This is a genomic window from Sulfitobacter sp. HNIBRBA3233 (assembly GCF_040149665.1).
Classification (GTDB): Bacteria; Pseudomonadota; Alphaproteobacteria; order Rhodobacterales; family Rhodobacteraceae; genus Sulfitobacter; species Sulfitobacter marinivivus.
Genome location: NZ_JBEFLP010000008.1, coordinates 16,234 through 31,220, shown reverse-complemented (window position 1 = coordinate 31,220; position 14,987 = coordinate 16,234). Strand labels below are relative to the sequence as shown.

At 62.9% G+C, this 14,987-nt stretch carries 14 protein-coding genes; 1 reads left to right on the top strand and 13 read right to left on the bottom strand.

All coding sequences use genetic code 11. From position 1 onward, the window contains the following. Positions 1-10: 10 nt before the first annotated feature. The 13 genes from ABMC89_RS18415 to ABMC89_RS18355 form a co-directional block, all read right to left on the bottom strand. Positions 11-772: an ABC transporter ATP-binding protein gene (locus ABMC89_RS18415; RefSeq protein ID WP_349570594.1), complete on the bottom strand. Its 762-nt coding sequence runs from the start codon at positions 770-772 to the stop codon at positions 11-13. Continuing rightward, positions 769-2,100 carry a branched-chain amino acid ABC transporter permease gene (locus ABMC89_RS18410; RefSeq protein WP_349570592.1) on the bottom strand — a complete coding sequence of 444 codons (1,332 nt, stop codon included), beginning with the start codon at positions 2,098-2,100 and terminating at the stop codon, positions 769-771. Before ABMC89_RS18410 ends, ABMC89_RS18415 begins: the two co-directional genes overlap by 4 nt. After that, positions 2,097-3,053 (bottom strand): branched-chain amino acid ABC transporter permease, encoded by a 957-nt coding sequence (locus ABMC89_RS18405; protein ID WP_349570590.1) that lies wholly within the window; start codon positions 3,051-3,053, stop codon positions 2,097-2,099. Before ABMC89_RS18405 ends, ABMC89_RS18410 begins: the two co-directional genes overlap by 4 nt. An 85-nt stretch (positions 3,054-3,138) precedes the next feature. After that, a complete protein-coding gene (locus ABMC89_RS18400; protein ID WP_349570588.1) occupies positions 3,139-4,383 on the bottom strand; it encodes a branched-chain amino acid ABC transporter substrate-binding protein in 1,245 nt (414 codons plus the stop codon). A gap of 422 nt (positions 4,384-4,805) precedes the next feature. Beyond that, positions 4,806-5,597: an IclR family transcriptional regulator gene (locus ABMC89_RS18395; protein WP_349570586.1), complete on the bottom strand. Its 792-nt coding sequence runs from the start codon at positions 5,595-5,597 to the stop codon at positions 4,806-4,808. A gap of 3 nt (positions 5,598-5,600) precedes the next feature. Continuing rightward, complete coding sequence (locus tag ABMC89_RS18390) at positions 5,601-6,629, bottom strand: phosphotransferase family protein (protein WP_349570584.1); 1,029 nt, start codon at positions 6,627-6,629, stop codon at positions 5,601-5,603. A 9-nt stretch (positions 6,630-6,638) separates the two neighbouring features. Then, complete coding sequence (locus ABMC89_RS18385) at positions 6,639-7,289, bottom strand: histidine phosphatase family protein (protein ID WP_349570582.1); 651 nt, start codon at positions 7,287-7,289, stop codon at positions 6,639-6,641. Between the two features lie 132 nt (positions 7,290-7,421). Then, positions 7,422-8,414, bottom strand: a complete 993-nt coding sequence (locus tag ABMC89_RS18380; RefSeq protein WP_349570580.1) for an NAD(P)H-dependent flavin oxidoreductase — start codon at positions 8,412-8,414, stop codon at positions 7,422-7,424. A 120-nt stretch (positions 8,415-8,534) separates the two neighbouring features. Next, positions 8,535-9,731 carry an acetyl-CoA C-acyltransferase gene (locus ABMC89_RS18375; protein ID WP_349570578.1) on the bottom strand — a complete coding sequence of 399 codons (1,197 nt, stop codon included), beginning with the start codon at positions 9,729-9,731 and terminating at the stop codon, positions 8,535-8,537. Positions 9,732-9,754: 23 nt separating this feature from the next. Then, positions 9,755-10,681, bottom strand: coding sequence for an SDR family NAD(P)-dependent oxidoreductase (locus tag ABMC89_RS18370; RefSeq protein WP_349570576.1), 927 nt, complete (start codon positions 10,679-10,681; stop codon positions 9,755-9,757). Continuing rightward, positions 10,681-11,502 carry an SDR family oxidoreductase gene (locus ABMC89_RS18365; RefSeq protein ID WP_349570574.1) on the bottom strand — a complete coding sequence of 274 codons (822 nt, stop codon included), beginning with the start codon at positions 11,500-11,502 and terminating at the stop codon, positions 10,681-10,683. The genes ABMC89_RS18370 and ABMC89_RS18365 overlap by 1 nt, the downstream gene beginning before the upstream one ends. A 2-nt stretch (positions 11,503-11,504) precedes the next feature. Further along, entirely contained in the window at positions 11,505-12,620 is a 1,116-nt protein-coding gene (locus ABMC89_RS18360) for an acyl-CoA dehydrogenase family protein (RefSeq protein WP_349570572.1), read from the bottom strand. Beyond that, positions 12,617-13,789 carry an acyl-CoA dehydrogenase family protein gene (locus ABMC89_RS18355; RefSeq protein WP_349570570.1) on the bottom strand — a complete coding sequence of 391 codons (1,173 nt, stop codon included), beginning with the start codon at positions 13,787-13,789 and terminating at the stop codon, positions 12,617-12,619. Before ABMC89_RS18355 ends, ABMC89_RS18360 begins: the two co-directional genes overlap by 4 nt. A gap of 142 nt (positions 13,790-13,931) precedes the next feature. Between ABMC89_RS18355 and ABMC89_RS18350 the strand changes: the two genes are divergently transcribed. After that, entirely contained in the window at positions 13,932-14,930 is a 999-nt protein-coding gene (locus ABMC89_RS18350) for an NADPH:quinone oxidoreductase family protein (RefSeq protein WP_349570568.1), read from the top strand. The last annotated feature ends 57 nt before the right edge of the window (positions 14,931-14,987 follow it).

Below are 14,987 nucleotides of genomic sequence, written 5' to 3'. Positions count from 1 at the left end.
TGAACTTCGATCAATGTTCTGCCTCCAATGCAGCGCCCAGATAGGCTTCCTGAACTTTCGGATCGGCGCGCACGCGCTCTGGCGTGTCGGTCGCGATGATCTCTCCGTAGACCAGAACGCTGATCCGGTCGGCCAGACCGAACACCACACCCATGTCATGTTCCACCATGATCAGGGTCTTGCCTTCGGTGACCTTCAGGATCAGGTCCATGATATAGTCGGTTTCGGTGTTGGACATCCCCGCGGTGGGTTCGTCCAGCATGATGACATTGGCCCCGCCCGCGATGGTGATCCCGATTTCCAGCGCGCGCTGCTCGGCGTAGCTGAGCGTGCCCGCGGGCAGCTGGGCGCGTTCCGTCAGGTTGATCTGCTCGAGGATCGCTTCGGCGCCTTCGGTCAACTCGCGGCTGCGACTGACCAAATTCCAGAAGCTGTACTTGTACCCCTGCGCCCACAACAGCGCGCAGCGGACGTTTTCGAAAACCGTCATCTTCGGAAAGATGTTGGTGATCTGGAAGGACCGGCTCAGGCCCTTGCGGTTGATCTGGAAGGGCTGCAACCCGGTCAGATCCTCACCGTGCAGCTTTACCGTACCCGATGTCGGCGGGAAGCGGGCGGTGATCAGGTTGAACAGCGTGGATTTCCCCGCGCCGTTCGGCCCGATGATCGCGTGACGCTCGGACTTGCCGATCGTCAGGTCGATGCCGCGAATGATCTCGGCCTTGCCAAAGCTCTTTTTCAGACCTTTGAGTTCGAGGGCTGGCGTGCTCATGCTGCACCTCCTGCTGTGTTGGCCGAATTCCACGCTTCGCGCAGCGATCCTGCGGTTGCCCGCACGAGACCCAGACCGATCAGTGCCATCGCACCGAACAGGATCCAGGGCAGCGCCGAATGGGTGTCGAATGTGGTCCAATAGACCGTGATGTCGTTGTCACCCTGTGCCGAATGGCGGACATGGAATGTCATTTCCACCAGCGCAGCCAGACCGAACACGCCGATCAGTCCCGGCACGAATGTCTTGAGATAGGGAACGATCAGTAATCGCGCCTTTCCCAGCTTGAACGCGGGCACATGCATCATGATGAGCCCCGCCAGACCCCCGGGGAAGAACATCACCGTCGCCACGAACAGAACACCGGCGTAGAAGGCCCAAAGTTCGGTTTGAAGGCTGAGAACGGTTTGCAGCAGCGTGAAGGCCACGGCCCCGATGATCGGCCCGAAGAAGAAGCCGACACCGCCCAGAAATGTCACCAGCAGGATGATCCCCGAAGAGGTGGTGTTGAGGTTTTCCTCGGTCAGGATCTCGTAGTTGATCGCGAAAAGAGCACCGGACACACCGGCAAAGAAGCCCGAGGCGACGAAGCTGTAGAACCGGACCCAGCGCGCGGAATAGCCCAGGAACTCGGCCCGTTCGGGGTTGTCGCGCACGGCGTTGGCCATCCGGCCGACGGGTGTGCGGCTCCACAGATACATCAGTACCGCCGAGATGATGACCCAGGCCGCTGTCAGGTAATAGACCTCGATCTGTTGCAGGAACTCTACGCCGAAGAATGGCTGCGCGTAGGTCCGGTTGCCCGAGACGCCTTCCTCGCCGCCGAAGAAGGCAACGATGATGACCGAACAGGCGGCGATGAGTTCGCCTACACCGAGCGAGATCATCGCGAACACTGTGCCCGCCGACCGGGTAGAGAAGGCGCCGACGATCATCGCGAGGCCCATGCCGAACAGCCCGCCGAAGATCGGCAATAGCGGCAGTGGGAAGCTGGCGAAGAAATCGGACATGTTCATAATGTGCATACAGGCAAAGCCGCCCACACCCGCATAGACCGCATGTCCGAACGACAGCATCCCGCCCTGCCCCAACAGCATGTTGTAGGCCAGCGCGAAGATGATCGTGATCGACATCTGGTTCATGATCGTCAGCGCGGAATTGTTCGTGAACACCACCGGCAGGAACATCAGGATCGCAGAGGCCACAACCCATGGCGCAATGGTCATGATGAAGGATCCCGCGCCCATCCGCTCCGAGGCAGGAACCTGACGTGTGGTGATCTGCTTCTTGGGCTCGGCGCCCTTGGTATCTTGATATGGATCGCTCATGAGTCACGCTTTCCGAAAAGGCCCTGAGGGCGGAAGATAAGGATCAGCACCATCAGGATGTAGGGAATGATGTCCGCAATCTGCGGGCTGGTCAGTGCCCAGAAATCCCTGAAGATATTCTCGTCCAGGTTTTCCGGTGTGCTGAGGCCGATCGTATTCAGGATCGTTTCCATCTCGACGTTGTAGGATTTCGCGAAGGTCGTGATCCAGCCGATCAGAAGCGACGCCACCAGCGCCCCCCAGAGCGACCCGAGACCGCCGATCACGATGGTCACGAAGACGATGGATCCCAGCACGAAGGCCATGCCCGGGAAGGTGCCCAGCACCGGCCCCGCGATCACCCCGGCGACACCGGCAAGGGCCGTGCCCACCCCGAAGACGCCCATGAAGATCAGCGGCACGTTATGGCCCAGTGCCTCTACCGTGCGCGGATAGCTCAGCGCGGCCTGGATGATCATACCGACGCGGGTGCGCGTCAGGATCAGCAGCAGACCGATGAAGATGCCCACCGAGATGAAGATCATGAAGATCTTGTAGGCGGGGATCGAATTCCCCGAGATCGCGAAAGCCGTGAAGTTCAGAATATCAGGCACATCGTAGGGCATCTGGTTCTTGCCCCAGATGAATTGCACCAGTTCCTCGATCAACAGGGCCAGCCCGAAGGTAAAGATGAGTTCCGGCACGTGGCCGTATTGGTGGACGCGGCGCAGGCCGTAGCGTTCGACACCCGCCCCCAGCACCCCGACGATCAGCGGCGCGATGAGCAGGCCCATCCAGAACCCCAGCGCGAGGCTGATCTGGTAGGCGAAATACGCGCCGAGCATGTAGAAACTCGCATGCGCGAAGTTGAGAACGCCCATCATCGAGAAGATGAGGGTCAGGCCGGCGGACAGCATGAAGAGCAAGAGTCCGGTCACCAGCCCGTCGATCAGATTGACGAGAATGAGGTCCATGAGGCCCCTCCGGGATCAAAGGTGAAGCAAGAGATGAAAACGCCCGCCCCCGGCATTCGGGGGCGGGCGCGAAGTCAGTGCCCGATCAGGGGCGCTTCATTTCGCATGTTGTCGGTGCATCCATGGACGCCATCTCGACCGTGGATTCGTTCACGATGCCGAAACCGGACTGGTCGTAGTCGAAATCCAGGTTTTCGTCGGTATGAACGCCAACGTGCATGTCCTGGATCAGCTGGTGATCCTGTGGGCGCATGAACAGTTTGCCGCCCCACATGCTGTCGTACTCCATCCCTTCCAGCGCGCTCGCGACCGCAACGACGTCATCCGCCGTGCCCGCTTCCTCGATGGCCTTGGACAGCATGCCGATCACGTTGAAGATCCGGCTCTGGTCGATGTTGCCGTCGGGATACTTCGCTTCGAAGGCGTTATAGAGCTCACGCGCTTCTTCCGACCCGATGGGGTTGATGCTGCCCTGAGAAATCAGGCGGATACGATCCTTGCCGCTTTCGCCGAAGGCCGCCGTGATACCGGAGCCCGCCGCGTAATAGGTATAGATCGGCCCTTCAAAGCCATTCTCGATGATCGACTTGCCGAGGCCCAGCATGTCCGCGCCCCAGTTGCCGGTGATGACGGCATCCGCACCCGAGGATACGACCTTGCGGGCGTAGGGTGTGAAATCCTTCACCTTGCCGATGGGGTGCAGTTCGTCGCCGACGATCTCGATGTCGGGGCGCTTTTCGCCCAGCATCGAATTTGCGGCATCCGAAACAGCCTTCCCGAACGAATAGTCCTGCCCGATGATATAGACCTTCTTGATGTCCTGCTGCTCGGCGATCACGTCGGTCAGCGCGTCCATCTTGATGTCTGCGTTGGCATCGAAGCGGAAGTGCCAGAAGTTGCACTTGTCGTTGGTCAGTGCCGGATCGACGGCGGCGTAGTTCAGGAACAGAACGCGGCTGTCGGGGTTGCGGCGGTTGTGCTTGTCGATGGCTTCGGTCAGTGCGTTCGCCACGCCCGAGGAGTTACCCTGCACGATGTAGCGGATGCCCTGGTCGATCGCGACCTGAAGCTGGATCAGCGATTCTTTCGGGCTGATCTTGTTGTCGAAACCGACGACTTCCATCATCTGACCATCGAGCAGACCGCCCTTGTCGTTGACCATGTATTCGGCAGCGAATTCAAACTGGTGCAGACCGTTGGTGCCGGTGCTTGCAAAGGGGCCGGACAGCGGATCGATGAACGCGATCTTGATGTCTTCGGCGAATGCGGCGGTGGCGCCGATCATGAGCGACAGCGCGGAAACCGCACCGATTTTGGTAATCTTCTTCATAAAGTCCTCCCTAGTGGGGCCCGTCGCTAGAAGCGGGTTTTTTAAATTTTTTGGGCCTCGTGGCAGAGAGTTGCATACCCCCGTGGTAAGTCAAGGCATGTGGAGAGGGTTGAACCCTTGATTTTTTCAAATTGACCCTAGGGAAGGCCCCCGCGCGGCACGGTTTCAGCCCCCGAAACCGCGATCCTACGCCCTTTAACCTACTGATTTTTATAAATAACAAGATTCTGAAAAATAATCACGCTGCGGCGCAACAATCGACATGCCTGCTTGTAAATTTCTTGTATTTTCTACCTGAGGGAGGGGCGAAATACGTCCCCCGCTCCGCCCATCAGCCAGAGCCGTGGTATACTTATTCCGCTATGCGGAACATCTGCCCGTTCGATGGTCCGGGCGCGCCACGCCGCGAATCCGGATCGGGCTCAGGGCCTGAGACTCAGCCGGCGCGCGGCCGTGATCAGCCGCTCCGCGTAGACGCTTTCCAGCTGCTTGGGTTTCACGCGGTAGGCCGGGCCGCCGACGTTCAGGCCGAACACGCGATCCCCCTGAAGCTGGTGGACAGGTACCGCGATGCCGTTCACGTCCGGTCGCCAGTTTCCGTAGCCGGTGCAGAATCCCTTTTCCGCAAACTCGGCAATCGCCTCGTTCATCTGGAGTTCCGCATCCTTCGCTTTTTCCGGAGTGTGCTCTGCGACGAAATCCAGCGCGCGGCCGCGTTGGGCGTCATTCATCCCGACCAGCACCGCCTTGCCCATGGCCGAGTGAAAGAGCGGCAGGCGCGATCCGACACGGATCACCAGCGACACATCCTCGCCAGAGGTTTCGGTCGCGATATAGACAACTTCGTCGCGGTGCTGCTCGCCCAGGGCCACCGTGATGAAAGGGTTCGGCCCGTCGTCGCGCAGGCTGCGCATTTCGGGTGCGACCCTCTCGCCCAGATCCATCGCCGTCAGCGCGGCAAAGCCCAGTTGCAGCACACCGGTGCTGAGCCTGTATGTGCCCACACGGCTGTCCGCGACGAGGTAGTCCAGCGCGCAGAGCGTATGCGTCAGCCTCGAGATCGTCGCCTTCGGCATGCCGGTGCGTTCGGCGAAATCGCTGTTGGTCAGGGTCACTTCGGTCCCGCGGAAACATCTGAGGATTTCGAGCCCGCGCGCGAGCGCGGTGACGAAATTCCGATCCTTGCCTTCGAGTTCCGGGTCGAAGTGATCCATAACCTATCCTTGCTTCAGTGCATCCAGCCCGTGCTGGGCGAAGACCGGCACGTATTGCCCGACTTTCATCGCCCGCTCCGGGTTGGAGGCGTTGCCGTCAAGCGCACGTTTCAGAACGCCTTGGATGATCCCCGCCATGCGGAAGAACGTGAATCCGAGGTAGAAACCGAAGTTGTCGATCCCGTCGATCCCGCGCCGCTTGCAGTATTGCGCGATGAACTCCTCGTCCGAGGGAAGCCCGAGCGCCTTGCGGTCGAGCCCCGCCATCCCGCGCCCCTCGGTGCCCGCGGGCATCTGCCATTGCATGATGACGGCGGCCAGATCCGCGTAGGGGTGGCCGATCGTCGAAAGCTCCCAGTCGAGAACGGCGCGGCAATCGGTGGTTTCGGCGTCGAAGATCATGTTGTCGAGGCGGTAGTCACCATGCACCAGCGTGCGCTGGCCATCCTCCTGGGGTGTTTCTTCGGCCAGACGCGCCATCAGCTCGTCCATCGCCGGGATCTTGTCGGTTTCGGAGGCTTTGTACTGTTTCGTCCAGCGCCCGATCTGGCGCGCGTAATAGTTGCCCTCGGGGCCATAGTCGCTCAGGCCGCGGGCTTCGATATCGACCTCGTGCAGGGCGGCAAGGACGCGGTTCATCTCCGAGATGATGCGGCCGCGATCCTGCGGAGAGACACCCTCCATCGACGGCAGGTTGAAGTTCCGGCCCGGCACGTGATCCATGATATAGAACATCGACCCGATTACATCGTCGTCCTCACAGAGCAGATGCATCTTCGCCACCGGCACGTCGCTGCCCTGCAAGGCGCTTTGCACGCGGAATTCGCGGTCCACCGCGTGGGCGGATTTCAACAGCGTTCCGGGGGGCTTGCGGCGCAGGACGTAGTCATGCGCGGGGGTCTTCAGCAGAAAGGTCGGGTTGGACTGGCCGCCCTGAAATTTCCTGACCTCCATCGGCCCCTCGAAGCCGGGCAGATTCTGCTTGAGATAGTCGGCCACCGCCGCTTCATCGAGAGTTTGGGTGTCGGTCATTGTCTTACCTCAACTGTAGCTCATCAGGTCCGCCCGTTCGGGCGACGCGAAATGGGGGGTGGCGTTGAATTCGCTCAACGAAAACAGGCTACCCGAAAACTGGAAGCGCGTCATCGCGCTGTTCTTGATCTGCAGGTTCAGCTGCATCATCTGCTGCGCGGGGGCGCCCAGCGATGCCGCGACAAGCTGCCCGATGACGCCGCCCGAACTGACGACCAGCACACGGCGCGCATCGGTATCGGTCGCAAAGCTGCGGGCCGCCTCGACGCGGGCGGTGAACTCGCCCCATGTTTCGGCCGCGTCGTCGAACGCATCCTTTTGCCATTCGAAAACGGTTTCGCGCAGGGTGCGGAAATGGGTCTTGCGGTCACCCTTCACCAGATCAGGCACATCGCCCTTGAACCTTGCGCGCAGAAGGTCGGCAAAATCGTATTCGTTCAGGCCGGGGTGTTCTTCGGCGGTCCCGTCGAAGCCCATCGCCTTCAACGTGTCGCGCTGCCGCTCGAGCGTGCCTGTGACCAGACGGTCCGGCACCCAGCCCATCTCGCGCAGCCACGCGCCCGCCGCCGCCGACTGGCGGTGACCGAGGTCAGACAGAACGTCGTAATTGGCCTGCCCGAAAGCGGCCTGCCCGTGGCGGATGACCAGAAGCTCAGCCATCGCTTGCCCTTTCGGCCTTGCCTGTTCGGGGGCCGGCAATCTCGGGCCCTGCCGCGTGGGGTGCGGTCGCGCATGAGTTTATTGGCAAAATGGAGAAGCAGGCCGGTGGGGCGGATCGCGGGCGGGGGTGGATCATGTGAACTCTGCCGCCAGCTTCTTGCCCGCCGCCGCGTATTCCTCGGCCATGCGGTCCACGATCTTGTGCGCGGGTCCGACGGATTTGATCGCGCCGATGCCCTGCCCGGATCCCCAGATGGTTTTCCAGGCCTTCGGTTTCTCGCGGTCCTGACCGAAGTTCATCGAGGATGCGTCCGCTTCGGGCAGGTTGTCGGGATCCATGCCCGCCTGTCTGACCGATCCCTTCAGGTAATTGCCCCACACCCCGGTGAAGAGCGAGGAATAGACGATGTCTTCGGCGCCGCTGTCGACGATCATGTCCTTGTAGCCCTGTTCGGCATTGGCCTCGTCCGTGGCGATGAAGGGCGATCCGGTATAGCCCAGATCAGCGCCCGCGGCGCGCGCGGCGAGAAGGCTTTCGCCTGTCGCGATGGCACCCGACAGCGCCACCGGGCCGTCGAACCATTCGCGGATCTCGCGCATCAGGGCGAAGGGCGACTGCTGGCCTGCGTGACCGCCCGCACCGGCGGCCACCGCAACGAGGCCGTCGGCGCCCTTTTCGATCGCCTTCTTCGCGAAGGTGTTGTTGATGATATCGTGCAGGACGATCCCGCCGCAGCTGTGCGCCGCCTCGTTCACCTCGACCCGCGCGCCGAGCGAGGTGATCCAGATCGGCACCTCGTGCTTGGTGCAGATCTCCAGATCCCGCTCCAGCCGCCCGTTCGAGCGGTGCACGATCTGGTTGACCGCGTAGGGGGCCGCGGGCCGGTCGGGATTGGCCTGGTTGTGGCGGTCCAGTTCCTCACGGATCTCCGTCAGCCATGTGTCGAGCAGCGGATGCTCGCCCTCGCCCTCGCGGGCGTTCAGGGCGGGAAAGGATCCCACGATCCCGGCCTTGCACTGGGCGATCACCAGTTTCGGCACCGAAATGATGAACAGGGGCGAGGCGATGAGCGGAATGCGCAGCCCTTGCAGGGCTTTGGGCAGGTGGGAATCGTCGCGGGGCATGGCGGCTCTCTTTGTCATGTTGACGGTCAGGGGGCGGGTAAACCCGCCCCGTTTATTTGCGAAACGCATCGAAGCTGCCCCTGCGAGGAGCGCCCGAAGGGCAGCGAGGAGCGCGCGGGGTCAAAGAACCTCGAAGAGGCCCGCGGCACCCATGCCGCCGCCGACGCACATGGTGCAGACCACGTATTTCGCACCGCGGCGTTTGCCTTCGATCAGCGCGTGGCCAACCATACGCGCACCTGACATGCCGTAGGGGTGCCCGATCGAGATCGCCCCGCCGTTGACGTTCAGAATGTCGTTGGGGATGCCCAGCACATCACGCGAATGCAGAACCTGCACGGCAAAGGCCTCGTTCAGCTCCCACAGGCCGATGTCGTCCATGGTCAGGCCATGGGCCTTCAGCAGCGGTGGCACGGCGTAGATCGGGCCGATGCCCATCTCGTCGGGTTCCAGGCCTGCGGCCATGACGCCCACGTAGCGGCCCAGGGGTTCGAGGCCCAGCTGCTCGGCCTTCTTGGCCTCCATGATGACCGATGCCGAGGCACCGTCTGACAGCTGCGACGCATTGCCGGCGGTGATGAACTTGCCTTCCTGGATGTGGATGCCGTCCTTGAACACCGGCTGCAGACCGGCGAGGCTTTCCTTCGTGGTGCCGGGCCGGTTGCCCTCGTCCTTTTCCAAAGTCACCTCATGCTCGGTAATTTCCTTGGTTTCCTTGTTCTGCACCATCATCATGGTGGTCATCGGCGCGATCTCGTCGTCGAACTTGCCCGCTTCCTGCGCCTCGTGGGTGCGCTGCTGGGACTGCGCGGCATATTCATCCTGCGCTTCGCGGCTGACGTTGTAACGCGCCGCCACGGTCTCCGCCGTCTCCAGCATCGACATGTAGATCTCGGGCTTGTTTTCCTTCAGCCACGGATCGGCCTTCACGCGCATTTCGGGCGTCTGCACCATCGAGATGCTTTCGCTGCCGCCACCGATCACGACGTCCATACCGTCCATCACGACCTGCTTTGCCGCTGTGGCGATCGCCATCATGCCAGAGGCGCATTGCCGATCCAGCGACATGCCTGCCACGGTCACGGGCAGCCCGGCCCGGATGGCGGCCTGACGCGCGATGTTGCCGGCCGAATGGCCCTGCTGAAGCGCCGAGCCCCAGACAACGTCCTGGATCTGTGCCGGATCGACGCCCGCGCGTTCGACGGCGTGCGCGATGGCGTGGCCGCTCATCGCCTGCGGCGTCGTGTTGTTGAAAGCGCCCCGATAGGCTTTGCCGATCGGGGTGCGGGCTGTGGATACGATGACTGCGTCACGCATGGTGTCTCTCCTTTTGAATGATATTACCAGTCCAGCTTCAGGCCACGGGCCTTGGCTGCACTGAGGGCGTATTTCTTGGTCTGGCCGAACGCGTCGGGGATCTGTTCCTGTCCTTGTGCGTCGGTGATCTCGGCCCAGCGGGCCGCGACGGCTTCGGGTGTATTGTCGTCCCCCGTCAGCGTGATGCCTTGGGTTTCGTACACACGGGTTTGCGCGAAACTTCCCGCGCCCGCGCCAAGGATCACCTGGCTGGGTCCGTCCTCGCTCACGAGATAGAGCAGGCCGGGGGTGATCGTCTCGGGGGCGAGCAGCTCCTGCGCCGCTTCGGGCAGCAGGTCCGCCGTCATGCGGGTGGCCGCCGTGGGCGCCAGCGTGTTGACGCGGATGTTGTCGCGCGCGCCCTCCATATGCAGCACGTTCATCAGCCCCAGCATCGCCGCCTTCGCCGCGCCATAGTTGGACTGGCCGAAGTTCCCGTACAGGCCGGACCCCGAAGAGGTCAGCACCACGCGTCCGTATTTCTGCGCGCGCATGTGCGGCCAGCAGGCATGGGCCACATTGGCCGACCCGATCAGGTGCACGTCCACGACCTTGCGAAAGGCGCTCATCTCCATCTTGGCAAAGGTCTTGTCCATCAGGATGCCGGCGTTGTTGACAGCGATGTCCACGCGTCCCCAGCGATCGACCGCCTGCGCGACCATATCTTCGACCGCCTCCTCGTCGGAGACATCCGCGCCGTGGGCGAACGCCTCGCCGCCCATGGCCTCGATCTCGGCGACGACAGCATTGGCGGCGTCAGACGAACGGCCTGTGCCATCGCGCGACACGCCCAGATCGTTGACGACCACGCGGGCGCCGCGCTGCGCCAGACCCAGCGCGTGGCACCGGCCCAGACCGACACCCGCGCCGGTGACGATGGCCACACGGTTATCGAAACGTATCTCGCCCATCAGTGCAGCGCCTGTTCAAAGATATTCGGGCCCGACATCACGTTGATGCCCCCCGACACCGGGATCGTCGCACCGGTCACATAGGCTCCGCCGCGTCCGCACAGGAACAGCATGCAGCCCGCGATATCCTCGTCGCGGCCCACGCGGCCCAGCGGGACATCCTTGCCCACCTTGCCGCGCATGTCCTCGTCGTGGGTGGCAAAAGCGGTCATCCGGGACACGAAAGGTCCGGGAGCCAGCGAATTGACAGTGATGTTCTCGCCCGCCAGTTCCTTGGCGAGGATGCGGCCCAGATGCATGATCGCGGCCTTGGAGGCGGAATAGCTGTATGCACCGTCGCCCATTTCGCGTTCGCCCATGACAGAGCCTACGTTGACCACCCGCGCCGGATCGTCCGCCGTCGCGGAGGCTTTCAGCATCGGCAGCAGCTTCTGCGTCAAATCGAAGGCACCGGCGACGTTGACGTTCATCACCTTGTCCCACGCCTTGAACGGGAATTCGCCCATCGGCGCGCCCCATGTCACGCCCGCGTTGTTCATCAGGATGTGCAGCGTGTCGGTCCGTTGCTTGACCGCCGCGACCAGCGCGTCGACGCCTTCCTCGCTGCCGACATCCCCGGCAAAGCCGATGGCCTTGCCCGAAGCGCCCAGATCGTTCAGCTCTTTCGCGACGGCTTCGCAGGCGTCGCCCTTGCGGCTGGCCAGCAGAACGGTCGCGCCCGCGCGCACCAGTGCCTCGGCGGCCATGCGGCCGATGCCGGTGGCCCCCCCGGTCACGAGGGCCGTCTTGCCTTCGAGCCCGAACAGCGTTTGCACATCCATCTTCAGAATCCTCTCAGTTCGGCGATTTTCTCCGCGTGATAGCTGTAATCGCCCAGCCACTCCGCCGCGACCCGCGCGCGTTTCATGAAAAAGCCCATGTCGTAATCGTCGGTCATGCCGATGCCGCCGTGCATCTGCACGCCTTCCTGTACCGCAAGCGTGGCTGTCGCGGTCGCGCGCGCCTTGGCCAGCGACACCGCCAGACCCGCGTTGTCGGGATCTTCATCGAGCTTGCGGCCCGCGTGCAGGATCGCCGAGGCGGTCACTTCCGCCTCGCTCCACAGATGCGCGGCGCGGTGCTGCAATGCCTGGAAACGGCCGATCTCGGTGCCGAACTGCTTGCGCTCTTTCAGATAGTCCACGGTCATGCCGAAGGCACCGGCGGCAAGGCCTGTCATCTCGGCGGCAAGCGCCGCCTGACCGGCGCGCAGCGCGGGACGCAAGACATCCATCGCGTGGTCGACCTGCCCCAGAACATCCTCGCCGGTGGCTTCCACATCCTCGAAGGCGATCCGCGCGGCATCGCGGGCATCGATCATGTTCGACTGCACACGGGTCACGCCCGCGCGGTCCGCCGGAATGTCGAAAAGGGTCAGCCCCTCGGCGGTGCGCGCCAGCACCAGCAGCCTGTCGGCCATGGCGCCGTCCACGACGAATGTCTTGGTGCCGGTCAGGCGGAAGCCGTTGCCGTCGGCGCGTGCTTCCATCTGCGTAGCGTCCGGATCGTGCTTGATGCCCTCGTCCGTGGCCAGAGCGTAGGTCACGTCACCGCTGGCGATCTTTGCCAGCGCCGCCTTGGCACGGTCGTCGCTGACCTGCCGCAGCGCCGTCGCCGCGATCACGGCGGTCGACAGGAACGGCGACACCGCAAGCGTCTTGCCCATTTCCTGCGCGATCACGTTGGCCGCCGCGAACCCCATGTCCGATCCGCCCGCGTCCTCAGGCACCAGCACACCGGCCCAGCCCATGTCGGCCATGTCTTTCCACATCTTCGTGTCGTGGGTCTGGCCCGCGTCGCGCATCTTGCGGAAGGCCGACACCGGCGCCGCACCATCGAGATACCCGCGCGCCATGTCGGCCAGCATCGTCTCTTCTTCTGTCAGGACCAGTTTGCTCATGCCGGCAGCCCCAGCACACGGCGTGAAATGATGCTCAGCATGACCTCGCTGGTGCCTCCTTCGATAGAGTTTGCTTTCGTGCGCAGCCAATTGCCCGCGCGGTTGCCCAGCGGGCCGTCCCATTCCAGCGCGTCGGACCCGCCAGCCGTCATCATCAGCTCGTGGCGGCGCTTGTTCAATTCGGTGCCCATGTATTTCAGCATCGCCGACGCATCGCCCGCGCCCTGCCCCGCCTCGGCCTGGTCCTTGTAGCGCTCCAGCGTCAGACCGATGGCCAGCGCGTCGATCTCGCAGCGCATCGCATCGGCACGCAGGGTCGCACCCATGCCGTTCTCCATCGTCTCGGCCAGCACGGCACCCAGAGCGCGGCCACCGCCCGACAGGCCAGCGCCGCCGCCCGAAATCATCTCGCGTTCGTGGGTCAGCAGGTATTTCGCCACGTCCCAGCCCCGGTTCTCCTCACCTACGATGCGGTGTTTGGGCACCTTCACGTCGGTAAAGAACGTCTCGCAGAAAGGCGAGATGCCGCTGATCATCTTGATCGGGCGCGTCTCGACGCCCGCGTCCTCCATGTCGATCAGCAGGAACGAGATGCCCTTGTGCTTGGGGGCCTCGCGGTCGGTGCGCACCAGCGCGAAAATCTGGTCGGCCTTGTCGGCGTAGGAGGTCCAGATCTTCTGCCCGTTGACCAGCCAGTGATCGCCCTTGTCCTCGCCGCGCGTCTGCACATTGGCCAGATCCGATCCGGCGTTCGGTTCGGAATAGCCCTGACACCAGCGCACCTCACCGCGCGCGATGGGCGGCAGATATTCCAGCTTCTGTTCGTGGCTGCCGAAGTGCAGCAAGGCGGGGCCCAGCATCCAGATACCGAAGCTTTCAAGCGGCTTGCGCGCATCGATGCGGTCCATTTCCTCGACGAAGATCTTTTCCTGATCGCGCGTCAGACCGGCACCGCCGTATTCCACCGGCCATGTGGGCACGGTGTATCCCTTGGCGGCACACCGCTCCAGCCATTGCTTCTGGGCCTCGGAGGTGAATTTCCAGTTGCGTCCGCCCCAGCAGGTGGCATCCTCTCCCAGACCGCCATCGCGCATTTCTTCGGGGCAGTTCGCCTCCAGCCAGCCGCGCAGCTCGGCGCGGAATTCTTCTGTGGATTGCACAGCGCTCATTGGTCGTCCTCCCGGTTCGGATCACTGGCGCCTCTTTGCGGGCACCCATTCCGCACAGCAGAATTGCATTTCGATATTCGATTGACAAGCATCAGTTGCACTGGCCCTTATGTGGCCCAATGAATGCGGAGGAGACAGACCTATGAAAGCGATGCTGAGCCACGAACCGGGCGGACCCGAAACCCTGAAACTGACGGAAATGGACACGCCCGAACCCAAGAAGAAACATGTGCGGATCAAGGTCCACGCGGCGGGCCTGAATTTCCCTGACACCTTGATCATCAAGGATATGTACCAGATGAAGCCGCCCCGCCCCTTTGCCCCCGGTGGCGAAGTCGCGGGCGAAATCGAGGCCCTCGGCGAGGGTGTGGAAGGTCTGAAAGTCGGTGACCGCGTGCTTGCGATGACCGGCTTTGGCGGCTTTGCCACGCATATCTGCGCCGAAGCCGCGCGGGTCATGAAGATCCCCGACGACATGCCATATGACGAAGCGTCATGTCTGGTGCTGACCTACGGCACCTCCCATCACGCGCTGAAAAACCGCGCCGAAATCCAGCCTGGCGAATCGCTGCTCATCCTCGGCGCGGCCGGTGGTGTGGGGGCCGCGGCCATCGAACTGGGCAAGGCCGCGGGCGCGAAAGTCATCGCCGCCGTGTCCTCGGAGGAAAAGGCGCAGTTCTGTCGTGACCTCGGCGCGGACGAGACGCTGATCTACACCCGCGACATGGACGACCGCGACAAGCAGAAAGAGTTCTCCAACAAGATCAAGGAGCTTTCGGGCGGTGAAGGTGTCGATGTCGTTTACGACGCCGTTGGCGGTGCCTACGCCGAACCCGCCGTGCGCGCGCTTGCGTGGAAGGGCCGTTTTCTGGTGGTGGGCTTCCCGGCCGGCATCCCGAAAATCCCGCTGAACCTGACGCTTCTGAAGGGCTGCCAGATCGTCGGTGTCTTCTGGGGGGCACACACCCTGCGCGAGCCCGACATGCACGCCGAAAACATGGCGGACCTGTTCAGGATGTATTCGGACGGCAAGATCAAGCCGCGCATCTCGGCGCGCTTCCCGCTGGAGGATGCCGCAAAAGCGCTGGAGATGATGGAAGACCGCAAGGTGCTGGGCAAAGTCGTTCTGGACGTGGCCTGACAGGGCCATGACAGCCGCTTTGCGCGTTTGCGTCCGCGCGGGCCCCGCGACAGGGGT

What these genes read in the sequence shown, in the direction of transcription:
- ABMC89_RS18410 (WP_349570592.1), bottom strand. Translation starts at nt 2,100, where the DNA reads ATGAGCGATCCATATCAAGATACCAAGGGCGCCGAGCCCAAGAAGCAG.
- ABMC89_RS18380 (WP_349570580.1), bottom strand. Translation starts at nt 8,414, where the DNA reads ATGCCCCGCGACGATTCCCACCTGCCCAAAGCCCTGCAAGGGCTGCGC.
- ABMC89_RS18395 (WP_349570586.1), bottom strand. Translation starts at nt 5,597, where the DNA reads ATGGATCACTTCGACCCGGAACTCGAAGGCAAGGATCGGAATTTCGTC.
- ABMC89_RS18385 (WP_349570582.1), bottom strand. Translation starts at nt 7,289, where the DNA reads ATGGCTGAGCTTCTGGTCATCCGCCACGGGCAGGCCGCTTTCGGGCAG.
- ABMC89_RS18390 (WP_349570584.1), bottom strand. Translation starts at nt 6,629, where the DNA reads ATGACCGACACCCAAACTCTCGATGAAGCGGCGGTGGCCGACTATCTC.
- ABMC89_RS18405 (WP_349570590.1), bottom strand. Translation starts at nt 3,053, where the DNA reads ATGGACCTCATTCTCGTCAATCTGATCGACGGGCTGGTGACCGGACTC.
- ABMC89_RS18400 (WP_349570588.1), bottom strand. Translation starts at nt 4,383, where the DNA reads ATGAAGAAGATTACCAAAATCGGTGCGGTTTCCGCGCTGTCGCTCATG.
- ABMC89_RS18350 (WP_349570568.1), top strand. Translation starts at nt 13,932, where the DNA reads ATGAAAGCGATGCTGAGCCACGAACCGGGCGGACCCGAAACCCTGAAA.
- ABMC89_RS18370 (WP_349570576.1), bottom strand. Translation starts at nt 10,681, where the DNA reads ATGGGCGAGATACGTTTCGATAACCGTGTGGCCATCGTCACCGGCGCG.
- ABMC89_RS18415 (WP_349570594.1), bottom strand. Translation starts at nt 772, where the DNA reads ATGAGCACGCCAGCCCTCGAACTCAAAGGTCTGAAAAAGAGCTTTGGC.
- ABMC89_RS18355 (WP_349570570.1), bottom strand. Translation starts at nt 13,789, where the DNA reads ATGAGCGCTGTGCAATCCACAGAAGAATTCCGCGCCGAGCTGCGCGGC.
- ABMC89_RS18375 (WP_349570578.1), bottom strand. Translation starts at nt 9,731, where the DNA reads ATGCGTGACGCAGTCATCGTATCCACAGCCCGCACCCCGATCGGCAAA.
- ABMC89_RS18360 (WP_349570572.1), bottom strand. Translation starts at nt 12,620, where the DNA reads ATGAGCAAACTGGTCCTGACAGAAGAAGAGACGATGCTGGCCGACATG.
- ABMC89_RS18365 (WP_349570574.1), bottom strand. Translation starts at nt 11,502, where the DNA reads ATGGATGTGCAAACGCTGTTCGGGCTCGAAGGCAAGACGGCCCTCGTG.